Source organism: Vibrio sp. ABH4_348, from assembly GCF_056159765.1.
Window position 1 is genome coordinate 558,818 of sequence record NZ_JBSWVW010000002.1, and the last position, 21,651, is coordinate 580,468.

A 21,651-nucleotide genomic window follows, 5' to 3' on the forward strand; every position below is an offset into this window, starting at 1 on the left:
TCTAAACCACAAATCGGTCAACCGTTTTAAAGAGCTCCGTGGCGCGTTCATTCAAGTCTTGGCTACCTTGACGATTGAGAGAAGCTAATCCTGCCGATTCGGTACTCTGCTCCGAAATCACATTGATACGCTCTGAAATGTCTTGCCCTACATGGCTCTGTTGACTGGTTGCAGTAGCAATAAGCGCGTTCATGTCCATGATATTTCCAATCGATGCCTGAATACGCTCCAAAGCCGCTGCGGCTTCCATTGCGTGCTCTACCGTTTCTGAGCTGCGCGTTTGGCTAGAATTCATCGCGTGGACAGCATCGTCTGAAGCGGTTTTTAGTTTGGTAATCATTGCAGAAATTTCACCTGTGCTGTCTTGGGTTCGACTGGCCAGATTTCTAACCTCGTCGGCGACCACAGCAAATCCTCTACCTTGCTCACCGGCTCGAGCTGCTTCGATGGCCGCATTGAGTGCCAATAGGTTGGTTTGCTCGGCAATGTCTGAAATGACTGAAAGTGAGCTCGAGATGTTTTGCACATCGTGCTCCAAACGAGTGATAACTTGGCTGGCACCATCCACCTCACTAGCCAGTTGTTTCACGGAATCGGCGGCATTATGAACTATCTGATACACACTCGAGGACTCGGTTTCTGCTTCTTTAGCTGAGCTGGCAGCTTGATCGGCGTTGTGGCTAATTTCCGTAGCACTGGTGGTCATTTCAGTCATCGCCGCGGCGACTTGCTCAGTTTCTTCGCGTTGCTTACCAGAAATTGAATCTACCGAGGCGGCTCGCTGCGACATTTGCTGAGTTTCATCTAATACGTTTTCACCGAGAGTTCGAACGTTGCGTATGATGTCTTGCAAGCTGGCGACAAAGCTATTGAAGTGATGACTTAAGCTAGCAAATTCTGGCGCGTTAAAAGACTCCATTCGCGCGGTGAGATCAGCTTCACCACTGGCAAATTCTTGCATCGATTTGTCCAAGCTTTGAATCGGTTTCATGATGGAACGATTGACGTAAATGGCAAAGATTGATGCTACGACCGCTAACACCAAACAAAACGCAATAATGACGAACAGAGATTGGTTGAGAACCTGATTTGAGTTGGCTTTCATCTGTTGCACGATGGCATCGATGTCATCGGTGTAAAAACCGGTACCCAATATCAGATCCCATTGAGGTATGTAGATGCTGTAACTGAGCTTAGGTAGTGGCTCTGTCTCCCCGAGTTTAGGGAAGTAATAGGTGGTAAACTCGCCCGTTCTACTGTTGCTGATCAAATCCCGAATCAGGTAGTTTCCCTTTTGATCTTGCAAATCAAAGTAGTTTTGCCCGATTCCGTTGTCCGATTTCCCTACCGTTAGGCGAGTCCCTTTCATGTCGTAGGCAAAGACGTAGCCATCAGCGCCGTATGACAGTGCTCGTAGTGTCGGGATGGCATCTTCAAAGCTGCCACCTTGCGTCAGAATAGGCTCTAGAGCAGATTGAGTTAAGTCCATGTAAGACTTTAGCTCCTGCTTCTTCATCTCCATCATATTGCTTCTGGCGGAGTCGACTTGGGAATTTGATAAAGCGTTTACTTCCATATACGTCACTAGAAACACACCTAAAGTGACGGCAACCAAAGGGCCTAAAGCAAGTAGGGTTAAGCGACTTTTAATTGATAACGTCATAGCAAGCACTCTCAAATTGGTAGATTTGACACATCAAGATGTGGTTGAAGACAAAATACCCGTGGCATGTTTATCTGATAGATAGAATATAGCCGAGGATTGCAATTTCCGCGTTGTAGGCTGTCATGCTCTATTTACATGGTATTTATCTTTCTGTGCCAAAATCTGGATTTTATAGTTCTAAATAACTAGGGCGTGTTGACCTTTCGAGCTGATTTTTGCAGCAGTTTGTGGGTTCTTTATACAAGGCAGAGGCTTTGATGTGTAGTTATTCTACTCGATAAGCCGATAACGCCGTAGAAAGGAGCCACAAACACTGCCCGTAGGGTTCGGCTAAAAGCGTTTTACTCTTTGTTGAGAGGTGTTTTGCTTAGAATGACTAGGCTACAAACCTCTCGCCGCGATTAAAACGCTTTTATCTCGAACAAAATTTAACCTCGAAAGGTCAACACGCCCTAGGGTTATTAGCTCAACTTATCGAAGTTGAGCAGAACATAATGTGAACTAGAACGCTTATTTGGCTTAATGTAACAAAACGTGTCTAACCTGGCGGGGTATGGTGGGAGAGGAACACGTTAAAGTCCGATTAACAACGTGTATTAACTATTTTTTGATACCACAAGTTCCGCTTTCGCAACGAGATTGACCGGTGAGCAACGCCGATATCTTGTAACGATTATTGGCAAACTTGATGTAAAACCAATCAGCTATGATTTTGATACCGGGCCAGCGAAGCGGCGCATACAGCCAGCCTTTTCCAACGTGTTTCCATGCTAGATAAGTCACGTCCAATCCGAGGTGTAAGGTGCCTTGGCTATCAATACCGTGCAACACCCTTGATGCCTCTACTGGGTCGACATCCGGATAGTTCAAAAAGTCGTTGCTGTAGATATCGACCAAGTTCAGTCGGTGTTCCACATCTCGTTTCGACAATTGGCGCATTTCTTTTACGCACAGGGGACACGTCCCGTCATAAAAAACGGTCAACGCAGGCATTGAAGTTTGGACGCTGTTTGCGGTCATTGTGAGCTCTAGTTGGTATGTGTTTGCTTGTCATACGAAATCACCATAGACAAGTTCATTTCAACTGCAGATTCAAGGTGACTATTGATGAAGCACTGGATTGTTTCAACACGGAATGTGATTTCAATAGCATATTGAAAAAAGTTGCTCCTGCCCAGCCGTGATCGTCGGTTAAGGCAACTAGTTTTTATAAAGGCTTAATTACTTTCACCGAAACCTGAGCAATCAAAGAATTGCCAGTATGTAGAGAGTTCAAGAGGAAACATCATGAAACCGATCCATTGCTTGGAATTTGATAAAAACACTTTCAAGAAGAGCGTGCGCAAGCATTTGTCTGCGACTTATGCCACCACACCAGAAACCGCGACGTCTCGGCAATGGTACTTGGCCATGGGGCAAGCACTGGCAGAAATCACGACTTTAGATATGCTGCATACTGAACTCGACACTAGGATCCTCAATGCCAAGAGCGTGAACTATCTATCACTCGAGTTTTTGATAGGGCGATTGACCGGTAACAACCTAATTAATATGGACCTCTATCAAGAGGTGGAAGAATGTTTGTCCGAGCTGGGATTAAATCTGAGTGATCTGCTTGAGCACGAACGCGATCCTTCTCTCGGCAATGGGGGCTTAGGCCGACTAGCGGCCTGTTTTATGGATTCACTGGCGGCGCAGCAGTTTCCATCTGTAGGTTACGGCCTGCATTACGAATACGGTCTGTTCCAACAATCTTTTAAAGACGGTCATCAAATGGAAGCGCCCGATGCATGGTGTGGAGTAGAGGGCTATCCATGGGAAGTGGCTCGACCTGAACTGGCACAAGAGATTGGGTTTTACGGTCATGTTGAAACCTATGAAGAGCAAGGTGTTGAAAAACGACGCTGGGTGCCCGGCATGCGAGTCAAAGCCATGCCTTGGGATATGCCTGTAGTCGGCTACCAAAGCAATACGGTGTATCCGCTGCGTTTGTGGGAATGTCAGGCCATCGCACCATTCTCGCTCGATAGCTTCAATAATGGCGACTATTTCGAAGCGCAACATGCTCTTATCGATGCCGGCAACATCACCAAAGTGCTCTATCCAAACGACAATCACGAAAAGGGCAAAACACTGCGCTTAATGCAACAGTACTTCCACAGTGCTGCGTCGGTGAGAGACATTCTTCGCCGTCATGAAATGGCGGGCCACACGCTTGCCTCCTTGCCTAAATATGAAACGATTCAACTGAACGACACCCATCCAGCCATTTCCATTCCTGAACTGATGAGGATCTTAATCGATGAGAAAGGGTTGGACTGGCAATCTGCTTGGCAGATAAGTTCGCAGACTTTCGCATACACAAACCACACCTTGCTCCCTGAAGCGCTAGAGAGCTGGGATGAAGCCTTGATTCAGCGTCTTCTTCCTCGTCATATGGAAATCATTTACGAGATTAACCACAGGTTCTTGCAAGTGGTACGCGACAAATGGCCGGGAGATGTCCACAAACAGCAAAAGCTATCGATTATCGAAGAAGGCTTTCACCGAGTGGTTCGAATGGCAAATCTCAGTGTGGTGGGTTCCTATGCGGTAAACGGTGTGGCAGCGCTGCACTCACAATTGGTGAAACGGGATCTATTTCCTGAGTTTGATGCGCTTTATCCAGATAAACTTAAAAACGTGACTAACGGTATTACCCCAAGACGTTGGTTGAAGCTGTGTAATCCCGGCCTATCTCAACTTATTTCTGAGACCATTGGTGATGACTGGGTCGCCGACTTAGATCAGCTTAAACAGCTTGAGGCGTTTGCTGAAGACACAACATTTCAAGAGAAATACTTAGCGGTGAAGCGCGCCAACAAACAGCGCTTTGCTGACTGGGTACAAAGCAATATGAACATCACACTGGATGTGGATGCCATTTTCGATGTTCAAATTAAACGCCTGCACGAATATAAGCGGCAACACTTGAACATGCTGCATATTCTCTCTCTGTATCATCGCTTATTAAAAGATCCCGACTTTGATATGGTGCCGCGCGTGTTCATTTTCGCAGCCAAGGCCGCGCCAGGTTACTACTTAGCGAAAGACATCATTTACGCACTGAACAAGATCGCCGAAAAAGTGAATCAAGATCCGCGAATTGGTAACAAGTTGAAAGTGGTGTTTGTGCCGGATTATCGCGTTTCGATAGCAGAGTTGATCATTCCCGCCGCAGATGTTTCAGAGCAGATTTCGACCGCAGGTAAAGAGGCTTCAGGCACCGGTAATATGAAGCTGGCGTTAAATGGGGCGTTAACTGTGGGCACTATGGATGGCGCTAATGTTGAAATTCGCGAAGAGGTTGGCGACGACAATATCTACATCTTTGGGCTGGATGTGGAAGGGGTAGAATCGTTGCGCAGCCAAGGCTATAACCCGTATGATTTTTATCACGCCGATTCACTGCTTAAAGCGTCGCTTGAACTCTTAGTTGGCGATGAGTTCACACCGGGTCAACCCGGCAGGCTTCGTTCCACTTATGACAGTGTTCTGGGTGGAGGAGATCCTTATTTAGTATTGGCTGACTTTGCTTCTTATGTTCAAGCGCAACAGGCTATTGATACAGACTATCGCGACAGGACTTTATGGGCGAAAAAAGCCATTCTGAATACCGCACTGGTTGGAAAATTCAGCTCAGACAGAAGTATTCGTGACTACGTTAACACCATTTGGAAACTTGATTGCGTTTCACGTAACGAATAGAGGATTTGTCGATGTCGTCTTCACTTTCTACTTTGCAACACATCGCTGACCTTGCTGGGTTTAGTACCGACTATATCAATGCGCATGGTCAGCCGACTCAGGTTTCAGAGTCAGCACTTACTAACCTATTAACTTCTGTCGGTTATGACCTGAGTGATACGGAATCGTTATTGAATCAACTTCGCAATCAAGATAATCAGCATTGCGAATTGAAATCAGTGTATGTGTTCAAGCAAAGTGATTTGGCCGATATACAGCTGGATCACACATGGTCGGAATCGCAGGTACAACTGGTTTGTGAAAACGATAGCAAGATTGAATTGAACCTAGTGGATCGCCTTGATCATGTTTCCGTACGGATCCCAAAACAACTGCCACTGGGTTACCACCAGCTGGTCGTCAAGCGACAGGGTGAAGACACTCAGCGAGCAGGGTTTGTTGTCACCCCTGACCAGTGTTACTTGTCAGAAAAATTGGCTAGGCAGCAAAAGATGTGGGGAACCAGTATTCAGCTCTATACCTTGCGATCCAACAATAATTGGGGAATAGGGGACTTTGGCGATCTCAAACACTTAATTCAAGGGATGGCTAAATTTGGCGCAGATTTCGTGGGACTGAATCCCATTCACGCCTTGTTTCCTGCTAATCCAGAAAGTGCCAGCCCGTATAGCCCGTCCTCTAGACGGTGGTTAAATTGGATTTATCTTGATGTGGCGAATATTGCTGATTACTTCCATTGCGAGCAGGCACAACTGCACGTTGACGACCAAGAGTTTCAATTGAGCCTCGACAAACTGCGTGCATCGCCTTGGGTGGATTACAGTGGTGTGATGGCGGCGAAAAGACCGATTTTGAAACTACTGTTTGACAATTTTTGTCAGCAAGAGTTATCGCAACACAGCGTTTCATCAAGGGCGCAGTGCTTTGCGCGTTTTAAACAGTTAGGTGGCGAAGCACTCGAGCAGCAAGCGGTATTTGATGCGCTGCACTTCCATCTGGGGGAACAAGGACATTGGGGGTGGCCAGCTTTTCCAGAACAGTATCGAAGCTTTGATTCGCCCGCAGTAAAAGCGTTCGCCTCTCAGCATCCTGAGCTGGTGGAGTTTGAAATGTATCTGCAATGGCAAACCGATTGCCAGCTTAACGCTTGTCAGATTGAGGCAAAAGACGCGGGGATGGACATTGGTTTGTACCGAGATCTGGCGGTTGGTGTGTCTGATGGTGGCTCTGAAACTTGGGGTGACAAAGGTTGTTTGGTTCAATCCGTGAGCATTGGCGCACCCCCCGATATTTTGGGGCCTTTAGGACAAAATTGGGGCTTGCCACCAATGGATCCTGACTGGCTTGTCAAACACGAGTATCGCGAGTTTATTGATTTACTGCGCGCGAATATGGCGCATTGTGGTGCATTGCGAATTGATCATGTCTTGGGGCTGCTAAGACTCTGGTGGATTCCCAAAGGCAGTGATGCGACTGAAGGGGTCTATCGTCACTACCCGGTCGAGGATTTGCTGGCAATATTGGCGTTTGAGTCTCATCGCCAGCAGTGCAGCGTAGTGGGAGAAGATCTTGGAACCGTACCAGAAGAGATCAAAACCTTGCTTAAAGGGGCTGGCGTGCATTCTTACAAGGTCTTCTTTTTCGAAACGTCAAAGCAAGATGGTGGCTTTATTTCACCAGGCCACTACGAACCGCAATCCATGGCGACCTTGTGTACTCATGACATGCCGACTTTGCGAGGGTTTTGGCACTGTGATGATCTAAAACTCGGTGAACAGCTCGGGCTGTACCTTGATTTCGACGTATTAAAATCGCTATTTGACGCTCGCTTGAAAGACAAGCAAGCCATTTTAGATTCCATGGCGTGGCATGGCACTCTGCCTGAGTCGGTGGGAAGAGATGCTCAATATGTTGGAATGGACTGGAATCTAGCGAGCGCCATGCAAACCCATTTGGCTGCTGGATCGTCGGCCTTGTACTGTGTTGAGCTTGAGGACTGGCTAGCGATGGACTCGCCGGTCAATATTCCCGGAACGACAGATCAATACCCCAACTGGCGGCGAAAACTGACTCAGAATCTGGATGTGTGGCTCAATGAGCCAAGAATTCAAAATTTGGCGCAGGCCATCAATCAAGCGCGAAATGGATAGATTAAAAGAATTAGGCCCAACAAACCGCAACTATTGAGTGTTTACCTGTTTTGATTGCCTTGAAAACACAGGTGGGGTCACTAACAAACCGTACGCAGTTGCGTAATATCTCTGCAGAAGCTTTAGGTTATTTCGAAATGACGAATCTGGCTTGCCATGTCATTGAGACTTAACCTTAATTTCATTAAATCAAACCAAGTCATAAGACTCTACAATTGTATTTTTCCCGTCGATTTTTTGCTGCCGACGAATGCATGAACAAGGATACAAAACCCCATGAGGTTAGGGAGAACTTCTTTGAAAACCAGTTTAAAAACGCGCGTTAACCATAATTATCATAAACTTGCGCTTGCTAACTTTGCCGACCCTTTTTCGTTCTTAGGCCCTTACATACCGAAAGACCAAGGCCAGCTTCGGGTTTATATGCCTGGTGCAGATTCTGTTTCTGTTATTACCGAGTCTGGTGATGAATCAGTACTCGACTCTGAGGAGAGCGGTGGCTTCATTCTCAAATCATCGTTAGATCTGACTCATACGCATTATCGGCTTAAAGTTCAATGGCCGGATAACGAACAAATTGTCGACGATCCCTATCAATATCACGATATCTATGCCGCTTACGACGATCTACATACGCCTAAGGATATGTATGCCAATCTCGGCGCGCATTTAACGACGTTAACGCGAGGAAACGAGCAAATCTCCGGTGTCCGATTTCTGGTTTATGCACCGAATGCGTCGTCTTGTAGCTTAATCGGAGGATTTAATCACTGGGATGGTAGGCGTCTGCCCATGCAACGTTTGGATTACGGGATCTGGGGGCTGTTTGTTCCTGATTTAACCACTGGCGCACAATACAAATTTGAAATAAAGGGGCCAAACGGAGAAGACCTTCCCCACAAGGCTGATCCATGGGGCTTTCAAGCAGAGCAGCATCCGTCATTTGCCTCCATTGTTTATGATCACAATCAGTATCAATGGCAAGACCAAAAGTGGCAACAGCGGCCAGTGAGCGCCAAACGAGAGCAAGCCTTATCTTTCTATGAATTGCATTTGGGCTCTTGGCGACTAGGAGAAGAGGGCAAGCCACTCAACTACCGAGAGATCGCCGAGCAGCTGGTGCCTTATCTAACCGAACTTGGTTATACCCATGTTGAATTAATGCCGGTTGCTGAACACCCATTTTATGGCTCTTGGGGCTATCAACCCATAGGGCTGTTTGCGCCGACATCGCGTTATGGCAGCCCGGATGACTTCAAATACTTTGTCGACAAGTGCCACCAAGCGGGCATAGGTGTTGTCATCGATTGGGTCCCAGCGCACTTCCCATCTGATGGTCATGGGCTGGCGAACTTTGACGGTACACCACTGTTTCACGATGCGGACCCTCGTAGAGGGTGGCACCAAGATTGGAATTCTTTTATCTATGACTACGGTAAAGAGCACGTAAGACGATTTCTTGTGTCGAATGTTCTGTATTGGCTTGAGCATTTTCACATCGATGGTATTCGCGTCGATGCGGTGGCGTCGATGCTCTATTTAGATTATTCGCGCAGTCACGATCAGTGGGTACCCAATGTCGATGGTGGTAACGAAAATTATGACGCTATTGCCATGCTGAAATGGATGAATGAAGAGGTCTATCGCCATTTTCCCAATGCGATGACAATTGCAGAAGAATCGACCGCCTTCCCCGGTGTGTCCCAACCTACGTATCTCGGCGGGTTGGGTTTTGGTTTTAAATGGAATATGGGTTGGATGCATGACAGTTTAAGCTACGTGCAAGAAGATCCGATTCACCGGAAATACCACCATAACACGCTCACTTTTCCACTCATCTATGCCTTCAGTGAAAACTATGTGTTGTCCTTGTCTCATGATGAGGTTGTGTATGGCAAAGGCTCCATTCACAACAAGATGCCGGGTGACGAATGGCAACAGACGGCGAATCTTCGCGCTTACTACGGCTATATGTACGGTCAACCAGGCAAAAAACTCAACTTTATGGGGGCTGAGTTTGGTCAAACTGGGGAGTGGGACCACGATGACCAGCTTCAATGGTTCTTACTAGACTTTGAGCGCCATCAGGGCGTGTGGTTACTCACTCGCGACCTTAATCATCTGTATCGCAATGAGCCAGCGCTTCATGATCAAGATTGTGCACCACAAGGCTTTGAATGGCGATTACAAGATGACGAGAATCAGAGTATTTTTGCCCATGAGCGGATTAGCAAAGACGGCGAGCGGATTTTAGTGATAACCAACTTTACCCCCGTGCCGCAAGACGCTTTTCGCATTGGCGTTCCACGTGCTGGTGGTTATCAGTTATTGCTCAACACCGATGACCAGCGCTATTTTGGCAGTAGTTACTCGGTTAAATCTGATATTGATACAGAACAGGTGGAAAGTGAGGGCTTACCACAGTCGTTACTCTTATCCTTGCCACCTCTCTCTACAGTCTTTTACAAGCTGATTTAGCAATAATAAAAACATCTAGTTAAGTGACCATAAAGCCACCGCCTTTATGGTCAGTCAGACGCGGTTGGTAAAATCGGCTGTCGGTTTTGCAACATTTCGCGATGAAGTTATACTGCAAAAAAACGGCTTAGGTTGAAGTTATGCATATCGCACGCTATCGCGCATTTTGTCACTCAGATTCTGATTGGCTTGGATACTCAGCTAAAGGTAACCCTGCTGCGGTGGTCACAGTCAGTGAATGGCCCAGTGACCGTGTCATGATGTCTATTCACCATTCCAACCATTTGCCAGTGACGACCTTTATTTCAAGCCAATACAATGAACATGGTGAACAGCACTTTGTGCGTTGGTTCAGCGCGACGGGTGAGATTGGTTTGTGTGGTCACGGCTCAGTGTGCGGCGCGCATCACCTAATCAAACAGGGTGCCGCCACTCCGATTGTTTTGAATAGCGATTATGGCATTGTCAGAGTTGATCAAGCTGGCGAGCAGCTCAAAATGGAATTGCCAGTTTGGGAGAGAAGAAAAGTTGCTTTAGACGATCCTCTTGTCACCTTGCTATCTGACAACGCGGTGGACGCGTTTAAGACGCGTCACTTGGTTATCGTTTTGCCCGATTTGGATAGTGTTGCCACCTACCAGCCGGACTTTGTACAACTGCGTCGACTCACCACAGTTCTGGGCTTGATTATAACCGCTAAAGCCAGTGACTCTCGCTATGTATTACGCTATTTCTCACCGACCTCTGGGTTTAATGAAGACATCGCCACGGGCACAGCGCAAGGCAGCATCGCAGACTATTGGTTTAATCAGTTGGATAGTGATGAGCTAGATGCCGTTCAGCTCTCCGAACGCGGCGGATATTTCCAAGTCAAACGCAAATCCTCTGATTGTTTAGAATTGTTAGTTGAAGTCGCGGATTATCATGAACCAATGAAGTAACCGGCAAAAATGTCGCGAGTTTTTCGCACAAAATATCAAAAATTGTCAGATTCGACGTGCCAGACTTTAACCTTCACTCAATCGAAGGAGATAAAAATGACACATCAAGACACTTGGCAGACCTACGTTGAAAGCTGGAAAACGCAAGATATTGATAAGAAGAAAGCACTTATGTCTCGTAGTTTGTCCTCCGATATTCACTACAACGATCCGTTAATGAATACTGAAGGTTTTGAATCGCTGCTGGTATACATGAAGCAGTTTCATGAACAAAGTGCTGGTGCATATTTTGTGACGACTCGGTTTCTGTCACATGGTCTCAACAGTGCAGCAAACTGGGACCTGGTGAGTCCTGAAGGGACAAAAATAGGGGAAGGAATCAGCTTTGGTAAATACAACCAAGAGGGGCTGCTGGTTGAAACACAAGCTTTTTACCAAGTGCCAGCCTAATTGTTTTGACCAGGGTTTCCAAAGGAAGTGAATGTGAAGTATTGGCAACATATTCAACGCGGGATTGAGTTTGTTGAAAACAATCTTAACCAAAATATTGAGCTGAATGATGTTGCCAAAGCGGCCGGCTTGAGTCGATGGCACTTTCAAAGAATATTCAAAGCAGTCACTCAAGAAACATTGAAAAGCTACATTCGAAACAGACGGCTGTCTTGCTCTATGGTGGCGTTGAGTTCTCCAAAACAACGGATTATAGATATAGCGATGGGAGCTGGCTTTGAATCACAAGAAGCGTATACGAGGGCGTTTAAAAATCTATTCGGTGTAACGCCCAACCAGTATCGAAACTTGGAGTCGAAAAAGCAATGGCTGCACAAGCCTAAGATTAACCAAGACTATCTGTCTCAATTGTCGATCAATGGTGAATTTGAGTGTGAAATTGTGACTCGACCTGAAATGTGGCTCGCGGGTCTTTATACGCAGTTTCACAGTGTCGATTCCGAAAAAAACAACATTGCGGATTCACTGCCACAGCTTTGGGAAGAATTTATCCCTAGAATGAGTGAGATACAAGGTGCACAACCAGCTAATCTTGCTTACGGAGTGATTAAGCCAACGAGTGAGGAATCTGACTTACTCGAATACTATGCGGCTGTTCAAATCGAACCTGATTGCAACCTTCCACCAGGATTTACCAAGGTTCACATACCAGAAGCGAAATATGCGATATTCACCCATTTCGGACGGGCTAAAGGTCTAAACCAAACCGTAGATTATATCTACTCAAGCTGGCTATTTAATCACGCTGTTCAACATACCTTGGGACCAGACTTAGAAATCTACGGGCCCAAGTATCGACCTGATACTGAACAATCGGAAATTCAATATGCGATTCCGATTTACAATGTAAATCAATAGACTATCTCTACTTCATATTAAAAGCGAGTCATGGAGAGTTTGAAACGAAGATTTTAGCAAGTTGATGTTTCAATTCTTACGGTACACACACAGCCAGTTGTAGGACAAGTGTCTCCAGACGTTCTGCCACCAAACGAGTCATACAGTACATAACAACCTGCAGGTAGGGTGACGATGTTGCTGCTGTTCAACTGCCCAGAAGAGAAAGAATAGTCATAGCCAACCACGGTATGTCGATTGCCAAAATCGGATGTCATGGCACCCGCGGTATCTAGTGTTAAAAAGTCTACCATGTTTAGTGCGTCTGCTGATTCTCCGCGGCTTTCAGGGCATAAGGTTCCCCAATCCACCTCCACAGAACCTATTCCAAAGTCAATAATATAGTCAGTTTGTACAGTGCCACCGGGGTTGGACGTCGAGGGAACCAAACCTTTGACATAGGCTTTGGCTTGCACTTGAGTGATGACTCCTTCGAGAGCCGTTGCTACACCTTGTATAGCTGAAGTTTTTGCAGAGTTTACGAGATTTACAAATTTAGGTGCCGCTACTGCGGCAAGCACGCCAATGACCACGATAACGGCGATCAATTCAATTAAGGTGAAACCTTTGAGATCTCGTTTCAAGTTAGCAGCTCAATAATGAAAAAAGGTAAGTTATTTAAATTTAGGCCAAACAACACATTTCTTCAGTAATATTTAATAAATATGTGTTGATAAAACAGTAAATTAAGAGGAAAGTTCTAACTTTCACTCTGGTTTCCCATCGTTTTAGGCGATTTATTATCGAATGCCCTAGAAGCATTGTGTGACCATCACTCGTCGGTTAAGACAAGACACTAAAACCAGTTAGTGCCCTGTCTATCATATTCTTTTAGCAGGCTAACAAGAGCCAATTACGAGCTTTCATTCAGCTTTTTGGCAATGCCCGCGACATGTTTTCCTTGGAACATGGCAAGTGCCCGCTCTTTTTCGTTGGGTTGTAGGGAACCATCTGGCCCTGCAATACAGGCTGCGCCTAATGGTGAACCGCCTTTTACTTCGGAGATATCTGCTAGTTCGGGGGCGCTGTAGGGCAACCCAACGACGACCATTCCGTGGTGGAACAAGGTGGTATGGGTCGATTGAATTGTCGTTTCGTTACCTCCACCAGTACCTGTTGATGTGAAGACACTGCCAACTTTTCCTATCAGCGCACCCTTTGCCCACAAACCACCCGTTTGGTCTAAAAAGTTACGCATTTGAGATGCCATATTGCCAAAGCGGGTCGGGGTGCCGATGATAATGGCATCGTATTCAGACAGTTCTTGAGGCGATGCTATCTCTACTTGAGAGTCCAGTTTAATTCCTGCTTGTTGAGCAATATCTTCAGGAATCAGTTCCGGAACTCTTTTCACTGTCACGTCTACACCTGGTACTTGATTTGCGCCTTCTGCAATGAGGTTTGCCATGGTTTCAATATGGCCATAACTTGAATAAAACAGAACCAGTACTTTTGTCATTTTTAAACTCCTTATTGTAATTACTAGGCGTATTAAGCAGCTTGCTGAGTTGTAGCTTGAGCTTTGATTTGGTCAATTAAATGGTCTAACTGAGTTTGTGTCAGAGTGTCGGAGATAACGCGTCTGCCGTTGATCACTATGGTTGGGATAGTTGCTATCTGATATTCACGTGCTAGAAGATTGTCTAAATCGACAGCGCTGTGAGTGTGCTCTGAATACAAAAGTTTCAAAAATTCCTGCTTGTCTAGACCAATGGTTAGAGCGGCTTCTATCAGCACATTTTCGTCCGCTATGTTTTGATTGAGCTTTAAATGTCTATGCTGAATTTCATCAAAAAAGTCCCAATGAGCTTGTTGACCACCTAGCACTTCAGCTGCTTTGGCCGCAACTGCCGCTCGGTATCCACTAGGGTAATGAAAAGGCTGAGCACGCATCCCTTCAATATTGAAACGGCTAGGGTCATCGGCTCTTGCTTGGCAGGCTTGCCAGTGCTTTAGAATTTCACTTTTTGCTAATTCCATACTGCCAAAACGTTCAATCATTTCGTTTTGGTTGCGCTGCAAAACAAAGGAGCGTTGCACAAACTGAATGTCTGGATCGTTTTGGTATTTGCGAAGGCGAGGGCTAATGACATAACACCAGCCACAGACGGCATCGTGAAAAAATTCAATGGTTATTTTCGACATGAGTATCTCCTAAAACGTTATCAATGTTGCGATAGGAGATACTTTACGAGGGCGGGTATTGTTTGAATATGTGGAAAAATTAATAGGTATAAGTAGAAAAGCTACTTGGTGCTGCCGAGTGTGCCTTGTAACAGCTCGAACAGGTCTTTGACTTCTTTTACGTGCGAAAGCTCAGTCGGAAATCCAATGGACATAGGCACAGTTCGTTGAGATCCTTTTTGCAAATCGATTTCGAACAACTGCCCCGAGGCCAAAAGTGTCCTGATGTGTTTACGCGGTAGCCACGCAAATCCATGCTGATTAATTACAGCTTCAACTGCTGTGGTGACATTTGAGACGGTAAGGCGTTTTCGAGAACCAAGCCAGCCACTGTTTCTGTCTTCCTCTCCAGTATCGGCTAAAACGATTTGTCGATATTGGTGCAGAGTATCTATGGTTAAGTCTTTTTCAGCTAAAGGCTCTAGCTCAGGTGATGCCACACAAACCAATTCGATAAAGGTTAGGGGCTCTTGAACACAATCTGGCGGGAAGTGCCCGGCAATACCCAATGAGATTTTTCCCTTACTCATCAGTGTTTGAACACCGGATAGTGCTGTGTCTAACAATCTAACTGATGTATTCGGGTGCAGGTAATGAAAACGGTCAATTGCTTCTAGAAGCGGTGCCTTTTCCAATAAAATATCGGCGCCAAGTGCGAGTTCGTGCATCACTTCGCCCGAGTGGTGAGATGCAGAACGCTCAATTGCGCAAGCTTCACTCACTAGGCGTTGAGCTTTGGGCAAAAGCTCTTCACCAAGCTGAGTTAATACAGACTGTCGACCCTCTACTCGAAACAATGAGCTACCTAGAAGCACCTCAGCCTTCTTCAGGCTTTGAGCCACGGCTGACTGGCTTTTGTTTAAATGTTCTGCGGCTTTATTAGTACTTCCTTGCTCTGCAATAGCGATGAATGCTTGCCACATATCTAAGGTGAGACGAGTTGCCACGAGCTAAATCCATTTATGTCTCTGAAAAGGCTAGAGTATCAGCTATTAAGGTTTGAATTCAAACCACTTGCTTTGAAATACTTGGCTGAGTGCGAACAGGTTTTGCCTCTAGCTTTAAAGCTATAACGTCATACGCCTAACTCTTTCAGAAACAATAGACTGTCTGAATAAACCTCAAGGTAGTTATCGCAAGGCTCGTGTTCAATGATTGCCCATTCGATGTTGGGATTCTGTTTTAGGTAATACCAAATAGAGTCCACCGCAACATCACCCTTACCAAGCGCCGTGGCCTCATTGTTTTTGAAGTCACGTAAATGAACGTACTTAATCCTATTTGAATGGCGACCCATAAACTCAACTGCCGAAGTACCGGCTTGTTCAACCCAGCCCGTATCGACACAAAACCCAATTTCTGGTTCGAGTTCATTGCTAAGAAGCGATATCGGCGTCTTGTTACCGTCAGCTGCTTCGAATTCAAACTCGTGATTGTGGTAGTGCAGCTCTAATCCGGCTTGATGAAGGAAAGGCAGAGCCTCATTCATTAGCTGTGCAGTTTTGGCAAAGTTTTCTAGCGACCGATCATGCCAACCAAGCGGGCCAGATAAACACAACCTTGAACAGGAATGCCTTGAGGTAAATCTTATTAGTTCATCTAGATTAGTCAGAGATTCGGGGCCAATATGTAGCGCTGAGCACTCAAGACCCAGTTCATTTAATTTGGTATGGCAATCTACCATCCAAGGTAATTCAATACCTTGATAGCCAAGCTCTGCAACTTGCTCTAACACCCGATCGATGTCGCTTTCTAATACTTCTTTTGGAACCGCGTAAAGTTGAACGCCGAGTTTCATAGCAATTTTCAGAGTGGTTGAAAGTGGAACGAGTATACCGTTGAAAGAATACAGTGGGAGTTAAGTTTTCTTAAGCTGAGAAGTAGATAATGAAATGGAGGGACCTAATGCTGGCCAGCATGATGCTTCAGTAAGCAGCAAACGGGTAATCACTTAATAAAAAATGGGAGTTAATCTTAACTCCCATATACACATTGCTAATCGCTTGGAGTTACGCTGCCGCAGCTTGTAGATTAGCTCTTGCTTTCGTGATGTAAGACTTCATCAAGTAAGCTACACCTAGCGCGATAACAAAAGCGCCACTAAAGATGTACAGCGTAAGCTCGTAGCTACCGGTTACTGAACGTAGGTAAGCGGCAATTTGTGGACCTACTAGCCCAGCCGCTGCCCATGCTGTAAGAATGTAGCCGTGAATCGCACCCAGCTGTTTTGTGCCAAACAAGTCGCCGATAAATGCTGGCAGAGTGGCGAAGCCGCCGCCGTAGCAGGTCATAATGGTGAACAGCACTACTTGGAACATCAACACGCTGGTGATGTTCGGTAGTAAGGTGAACAGAACGATCTGTAGGACAAAGAAGGTGATGTAAGTGTTTGCACGACCGAGTGAATCAGACAGTGTTGCCCAACCAAGTCGACCAATACCATTAAAGACCGCCATCAAACCAACGACTGCTGCTGCTTCACTTGGACTTAAGCCAATGGTCTCTTGAGCCAGTGGAGAAGCTGAATAGATGATACCAATGCCACAAGAGATATTGATAAACATCATCGCCCATAGCCAGTAGAACGGGGCTGTTTTTACTGCTTCATTTGCTGTTTGCTGGGTTAAGTCTTGAGCTGGTGCTTTGCTCCCACTATCAATGCTTTGCTTCATTCCCTCTGGCATCCAACCTGCTGGTGGTCGCTCAAGGTATAGCGCTGAAAGGTACATGATCACCATGTAGGTAATACCTGAGGCATAAAAGGTGGTAGAGATAGAGTAGTTTTCCATCAGGTAACCAAAAACCGGCCCGCCAATCATAGCGCCAAATCCAAAGCCCATAATAGCGAGACCAGTGGCAAAGCCTCTGCGATCAGGGAACCACTTCACCAAGGTAGATACTGGTGTAATGTAGCCAATGCCTAAGCCAATGCCACCGAGAACACCGTAGCCAAGCCATAGCAAATGGATGTTACCAATACTGGTGCCAAAGCCAGCAACGAGTAGCCCCACTCCCCAAAAAGTGGCGGCTAGCAGACCCGCTTTTCTCGGTCCGTGTTTCTCAACAAAATGCCCCATGATGGCTGCCGACAGACCCAAAAAGAAGATAGCTAGACTGAAGGTGTTGGCAACATCTGAGCGATTCCATCCAAAGGTTTGCTCAAGGGGTAAGTTAAATACGCTCCATGCGTAGACAGAACCAATTGAACCATGGATTCCGACTGCCGCAGCGGCGATTAACCAGCGGTTTTTCATTATGTTTTCCTCAATGTTTACGATATGAGGCAAACATACTCCCTTCAATTAGCAAACGATTGACTCATATCAACCTGACTTATTGATATATTTATTTACAAATTAGGTGCGTCAATAGAAAAGATAAAAAGCAAAAAGCCCAAATTACTATCTGATGAGAAATGAATTATTTTTTCATCAAAATTAGTGTCTTATCTTGCTAGCTAAATTTTTTACTGGTCGTTAAGTGCAATCAGTTGTTTAATGGTCATTGGGTAAACTCGATAAAAAATAATGGCGATTTATTTACTCTGAAACATTTAGCCGGATAACAGCAGTGTAAAAGAAGGTGATGCTCGAGAAGTCTAAACAGATTACCGATAGGGATTTTTTAAGCTTATGAACTTGTAGGAGTTTTTTGTGCAAGCAAAATCTGATGAAGTTTATATCGCGTTGAGGTGAGCATTATTCAGTTCTTTTGTTTGTTACAGTTGGAAATATTAAGAAACAAAATAGTGCTTTTCTATCGTTAATAAAAAAAGCCGCGGCACTTGGCCGCGGAAATGATGACACATGTTCCAAAGGTTACCTGAACAGCCACCGCTGCAACGGCGACTTTTCAATGATTACTACGAACAGTGATGTAAATACGATCATTCCAAACACCACAAATAGGTCATTTTGTACCGTACCTAATTGCATCATGCCGCTAATGTTCATTGAGATGATAATAAACAGCATGTGGCTTAGATAAAAACCGAGTACTCGTGGCCCCGCTTTTTGAATCCATGGTTGATTGCCAACATTAGGATTGGCGAGTAACCACATAAACAAACCCGCGCCCCAAAATACGGTGCCAAAAGCATAGTCGATGGAGTTCATCGGTTGCTCAAATAGTGTGAGTGCGCCGCCTTCCACCAAATGAATCAACATACCAACCAGTGCTATCAAAAGTGCGGTTCGACTGTCGACTTTGATATTTTTTTCGCGAATCAAGACACCAACCGCCACCAATAGGGTGCTAAAAAATGGCCCATTGCGCGTAAAGAAAGGTGAAGATAATTCGGTAATGTTGACGTAACTGCCTGCTAATACACCGTAAACGTATAGGCCAGTTGCAAGGGGCAGTAGCCACACCATCAAGCGGTAGCGATAGCAGAGTGCCACAATACCCACTGCCATGATGAGTGAAGGTAAGAACCAAAGATGGACTAAGCCTCCTTCCATAAAGGCATTGAGCGGGGCCTCCATCAACCATCCAATGTAACCTGCGCGCTCAGCTTGATAGCCATGCTCCATGACTACGCCCCACCGGAAAGGAACCGCCAAGCAAATCACACTCCATACCAGCCACATTCTCACCAGTGGTTTACTGTAATTCAACCATGTTGAGAAAGGGGTTGCCGCCAACTTAGGTTGGATCAAGTAACCAGAGATTAAGAAAAACAAAGGCACGCCAAAACGCGTTATCTGGTTGAAGATAATCGCGACCCAAGGTTCTTCATTGATGTGCCAATAACCGTACATTGGACCGCAATGCATGAGCGCGATGGCCAAAATTGCAAATACGCGCCCAAATTCTAGGCTAGCGATTCGTTTACTGGCAGTGGTGTTGCTGCTGTGTATTGCATTTGAGTTGGAAAGGATATCAGTCATAACATGGACTCTATTCGATGTTAGTGCTTACTTACTTTCGACCGGAATTGGTTGTCTAATCTCTACCATTAGAACACGGAATGCACAAAACACGAGTACAATTAAGATTAAACATCGTTAATGTTTTTGTGTGTAACACTCTGAATTTTATGAAAATAAGATAGATATTTTGATTAGAGAGTTAGACACTAAAAAACAGTTTACCCCGCCATAACGATGATCTATACAATTGGCATGTAAAGAAAAGATAGTAGGCACTTACATTTAGTCTTCTTTTTAAGCGGAAATTCCCGGCAACTGATGTAACTCTCGAGATTTCTTTTCGGCAAATTCCATAAAGGTTTGCAGTGTTTTTGATTTCATCCTTGTTTCATCAAACACCATATAGAATCCGATGGGCTCTGGCCACAGGGATTGACAAACAGGTAGTAGGTCCCCTGATGATACAGCGTTGTGGGCATCGTAAGCATTGGTATAAACGACACCCAAACCTGCTGCCGCCGCTTTTGTTCCTTGCGCTGGGGATTCCAACAACAGCTCCGTATTTGGCGTGTATTGCAGCGGTTGACCTTGGTGTTGCAGCGTCCATGGAAAGCGCCGGCCACTTGCTCCGATGCCAATTGTTTTTTGTTGTTTCAACCAATCTAAGCTGTCTAAATCTTCGTTTTTAGCCAAGTAGGTTGGCGAAGCGAATAAGCCATATTCGAAATTAAAGATTCGACGTAAACGCAGACCAGAATCTGGCAGCGGACCTTGGCGAAAAGCCAGATCAATTCGATGGTGGTAAAAGTCGAGATACTCGTTGCTTCCCACAGCCTCAACGGTGAGGTTAGGGTGGGCTTGTTTAAACTCGATTAGCCAGTCACTGAGCGGGTATTCTACAAATTGATTCGGCGCGGTTACCCGAAACTTGCCAGATATTTCATCTTTGCTGTGCACCCAATCTAAAACGCCTTGGTATTCCCGATCTAAATTGGCCATCAATTCAGAAAGCTGCCTGCCAGCTTCAGTCAGTCTCATATTTCGAGTGTTTCGAACCAACAATTGCCGACCAATTTCACTTTCTAGCTGGGCGATTCTTCGGCTTACCGTACTTGCTGGTTCACCTAATTCTTTGGCTGCTTTGGTAAAGGATCCATGTTTGGCTACGGTGACAAACCAAAAACTCGCTTCGATATCCATATTCTATTAACTCAAAAATGAGATTCTGAAAGCCACTTTAACTCATTATCAAATTAAATCTACAAGGTTAGACTTATTTTCGTTGATTAAGACCTGATTAAGAAAAGGAAAAACAAAATGAAAAAGACAGTAGCAGTTATCGGTGGTACAGGATTGTTGGGCAAACCAGTGAGTGAAGAGTTTGCTAAAGCAGGATATCAAACGGTTGTGATTTCAAGAAACGCCGGAAAGTCATCGTCTCAATTTAATCCAGAACTTGGTATAGAGTTTCGAGAGGCAGACATCTTCAATCATGAGCAGCTAAAAGAAGCGTTGAAAGGTGTAGACGCAATCCACTTGAACATGAGTGGCTACTCACCTGAGTCGTACCGAAAGAACCACATTGACGGCACAAAGGCGGTACTGGCTGCCAAAGATGAGAGCACTCAGTTAATCAGTATGATTTCTACTGCGTCGGCTTACTCGCGAAATGATTTTCGGGCGGATACCGCTGCAAAAGTAGCCGCTGAACAATTGTTAGCAGAAAGTGACGTTGATTACCTCGCTTATCTACCGAGCTGGTTCTACGAAACCCTGTACTTGCTGACGGAAGAAAACACCGTTACCACCATGTGTGACGCCACTCAGAAGCTAAGTTGGGTCAACGCTAGCGAATACGCAAAAGCAGTAGTGGAAAGTTATGGTGAGCCAAGCTTGTACAATCGCCGTCTTACCCTGTTAGGCCCAGAGAAGCGAACGCTCATTGAGGCGGCTGATGAATTTGCCAAACATATGGGGTATGAGCGCTTCCATATGAATAATGAGGAATCTCAGGCTTACGCTGAAGAATCAAAAGATGAAGTGTTAATCGATGCGGTAGAACTGCTGAAATACACAGAAAAAGTTGGTGAGAACCCAGACGCCGATACGCTAGATCATCCGCTACAAATCAAGAGCACCATGCAGGATTGGCTACAAACACAAAAGTAATCACAAACGAACTAAAGCTGAGAGTAACCCTCTCAGCT

At 45.5% G+C, this 21,651-nt stretch carries 17 protein-coding genes; 7 read left to right on the forward strand and 10 right to left on the reverse strand.

Annotated features, from left to right (window positions below; translation table 11 throughout):
- Position 1: 1 nt before the first annotated feature.
- Complete coding sequence (locus tag ACXAFJ_RS16285) at positions 2–1,663, reverse strand: methyl-accepting chemotaxis protein (protein WP_475324872.1); 1,662 nt, start codon at positions 1,661–1,663, stop codon at positions 2–4.
- 603 nt (positions 1,664–2,266) lie between these two features.
- On the reverse strand, positions 2,267–2,659 hold the full coding sequence (locus ACXAFJ_RS16290) for a thiol-disulfide oxidoreductase DCC family protein (protein WP_475325771.1): 393 nt from the start codon (positions 2,657–2,659) through the stop codon (positions 2,267–2,269).
- A 294-nt stretch (positions 2,660–2,953) separates the two neighbouring features.
- Between ACXAFJ_RS16290 and ACXAFJ_RS16295 the strand changes: the two genes are divergently transcribed.
- The 6 genes from ACXAFJ_RS16295 to ACXAFJ_RS16320 all read left to right on the forward strand — a co-directional run bounded on the left by ACXAFJ_RS16295 (position 2,954) and on the right by ACXAFJ_RS16320 (position 12,350).
- Positions 2,954–5,413: a glycogen/starch/alpha-glucan phosphorylase gene (locus ACXAFJ_RS16295; RefSeq protein WP_475324873.1), complete on the forward strand. Its 2,460-nt coding sequence runs from the start codon at positions 2,954–2,956 to the stop codon at positions 5,411–5,413.
- A gap of 11 nt (positions 5,414–5,424) precedes the next feature.
- Positions 5,425–7,563 (forward strand): 4-alpha-glucanotransferase, encoded by a 2,139-nt coding sequence (malQ, locus tag ACXAFJ_RS16300; protein WP_475324875.1) that lies wholly within the window; start codon positions 5,425–5,427, stop codon positions 7,561–7,563.
- A gap of 297 nt (positions 7,564–7,860) precedes the next feature.
- Positions 7,861–10,041, forward strand: a complete 2,181-nt coding sequence (gene glgB, locus ACXAFJ_RS16305; RefSeq protein ID WP_475324876.1) for a 1,4-alpha-glucan branching protein GlgB — start codon at positions 7,861–7,863, stop codon at positions 10,039–10,041.
- Between the two features lie 140 nt (positions 10,042–10,181).
- Positions 10,182–10,982: a PhzF family phenazine biosynthesis protein gene (locus ACXAFJ_RS16310; RefSeq protein ID WP_475324877.1), complete on the forward strand. Its 801-nt coding sequence runs from the start codon at positions 10,182–10,184 to the stop codon at positions 10,980–10,982.
- Between the two features lie 96 nt (positions 10,983–11,078).
- A complete protein-coding gene (locus ACXAFJ_RS16315) occupies positions 11,079–11,432 on the forward strand; it encodes a nuclear transport factor 2 family protein (protein ID WP_475324879.1) in 354 nt (117 codons plus the stop codon).
- 33 nt (positions 11,433–11,465) lie between these two features.
- Entirely contained in the window at positions 11,466–12,350 is an 885-nt protein-coding gene (locus ACXAFJ_RS16320) for an effector binding domain-containing protein (RefSeq protein ID WP_475324880.1), read from the forward strand.
- A gap of 53 nt (positions 12,351–12,403) precedes the next feature.
- Here ACXAFJ_RS16320 and ACXAFJ_RS16325 read toward each other — a convergent pair whose 3' ends face one another.
- From ACXAFJ_RS16325 to ACXAFJ_RS16360, 8 genes are all read right to left on the reverse strand, one after another.
- A complete protein-coding gene (locus ACXAFJ_RS16325) occupies positions 12,404–12,973 on the reverse strand; it encodes a type II secretion system protein (RefSeq protein ID WP_475324881.1) in 570 nt (189 codons plus the stop codon).
- Positions 12,974–13,242: 269 nt separating this feature from the next.
- Positions 13,243–13,848 carry an NAD(P)H:quinone oxidoreductase gene (gene wrbA, locus ACXAFJ_RS16330; RefSeq protein ID WP_475324883.1) on the reverse strand — a complete coding sequence of 202 codons (606 nt, stop codon included), beginning with the start codon at positions 13,846–13,848 and terminating at the stop codon, positions 13,243–13,245.
- Between the two features lie 32 nt (positions 13,849–13,880).
- Positions 13,881–14,534 (reverse strand): DsbA family oxidoreductase, encoded by a 654-nt coding sequence (locus ACXAFJ_RS16335; protein ID WP_475324884.1) that lies wholly within the window; start codon positions 14,532–14,534, stop codon positions 13,881–13,883.
- A 101-nt stretch (positions 14,535–14,635) separates the two neighbouring features.
- Entirely contained in the window at positions 14,636–15,520 is an 885-nt protein-coding gene (locus ACXAFJ_RS16340) for a LysR family transcriptional regulator (RefSeq protein WP_475324885.1), read from the reverse strand.
- Positions 15,521–15,648: 128 nt separating this feature from the next.
- The gene (locus ACXAFJ_RS16345) at positions 15,649–16,371 is read right to left on the reverse strand and encodes a sugar phosphate isomerase/epimerase family protein (RefSeq protein WP_475324886.1); all 723 of its coding nucleotides are present in this window, start codon (positions 16,369–16,371) and stop codon (positions 15,649–15,651) included.
- A 211-nt stretch (positions 16,372–16,582) separates the two neighbouring features.
- Positions 16,583–17,827 carry an L-lactate MFS transporter gene (locus ACXAFJ_RS16350; protein WP_475324888.1) on the reverse strand — a complete coding sequence of 415 codons (1,245 nt, stop codon included), beginning with the start codon at positions 17,825–17,827 and terminating at the stop codon, positions 16,583–16,585.
- Positions 17,828–18,391: 564 nt separating this feature from the next.
- Positions 18,392–19,432 (reverse strand): acyltransferase, encoded by a 1,041-nt coding sequence (locus ACXAFJ_RS16355; protein ID WP_475325773.1) that lies wholly within the window; start codon positions 19,430–19,432, stop codon positions 18,392–18,394.
- A gap of 306 nt (positions 19,433–19,738) precedes the next feature.
- Positions 19,739–20,644, reverse strand: a complete 906-nt coding sequence (locus ACXAFJ_RS16360) for a LysR family transcriptional regulator (protein ID WP_475324889.1) — start codon at positions 20,642–20,644, stop codon at positions 19,739–19,741.
- 117 nt (positions 20,645–20,761) lie between these two features.
- On the opposite strand from ACXAFJ_RS16360, the gene ACXAFJ_RS16365 reads away from it, so the two are divergent.
- Positions 20,762–21,613, forward strand: coding sequence for an SDR family oxidoreductase (locus ACXAFJ_RS16365; RefSeq protein WP_475324890.1), 852 nt, complete (start codon positions 20,762–20,764; stop codon positions 21,611–21,613).
- Positions 21,614–21,651: the final 38 nt, after the last annotated feature.

Bases quoted from the DNA above. Each gene is read 5' to 3' on its own strand.
- ACXAFJ_RS16295 (WP_475324873.1), top strand. From the start codon at position 2,954: ATGAAACCGATCCATTGCTTGGAATTTGATAAAAACACTTTCAAGAAG.
- ACXAFJ_RS16345 (WP_475324886.1), bottom strand. From the start codon at position 16,371: ATGAAACTCGGCGTTCAACTTTACGCGGTTCCAAAAGAAGTATTAGAA.
- ACXAFJ_RS16315 (WP_475324879.1), top strand. From the start codon at position 11,079: ATGACACATCAAGACACTTGGCAGACCTACGTTGAAAGCTGGAAAACG.
- ACXAFJ_RS16350 (WP_475324888.1), bottom strand. From the start codon at position 17,827: ATGAAAAACCGCTGGTTAATCGCCGCTGCGGCAGTCGGAATCCATGGT.
- ACXAFJ_RS16290 (WP_475325771.1), bottom strand. From the start codon at position 2,659: ATGCCTGCGTTGACCGTTTTTTATGACGGGACGTGTCCCCTGTGCGTA.
- wrbA (WP_475324883.1), bottom strand. From the start codon at position 13,848: ATGACAAAAGTACTGGTTCTGTTTTATTCAAGTTATGGCCATATTGAA.
- ACXAFJ_RS16335 (WP_475324884.1), bottom strand. From the start codon at position 14,534: ATGTCGAAAATAACCATTGAATTTTTTCACGATGCCGTCTGTGGCTGG.
- malQ (WP_475324875.1), top strand. From the start codon at position 5,425: ATGTCGTCTTCACTTTCTACTTTGCAACACATCGCTGACCTTGCTGGG.
- ACXAFJ_RS16365 (WP_475324890.1), top strand. From the start codon at position 20,762: ATGAAAAAGACAGTAGCAGTTATCGGTGGTACAGGATTGTTGGGCAAA.
- ACXAFJ_RS16360 (WP_475324889.1), bottom strand. From the start codon at position 20,644: ATGGATATCGAAGCGAGTTTTTGGTTTGTCACCGTAGCCAAACATGGA.
- ACXAFJ_RS16310 (WP_475324877.1), top strand. From the start codon at position 10,182: ATGCATATCGCACGCTATCGCGCATTTTGTCACTCAGATTCTGATTGG.
- ACXAFJ_RS16285 (WP_475324872.1), bottom strand. From the start codon at position 1,663: ATGACGTTATCAATTAAAAGTCGCTTAACCCTACTTGCTTTAGGCCCT.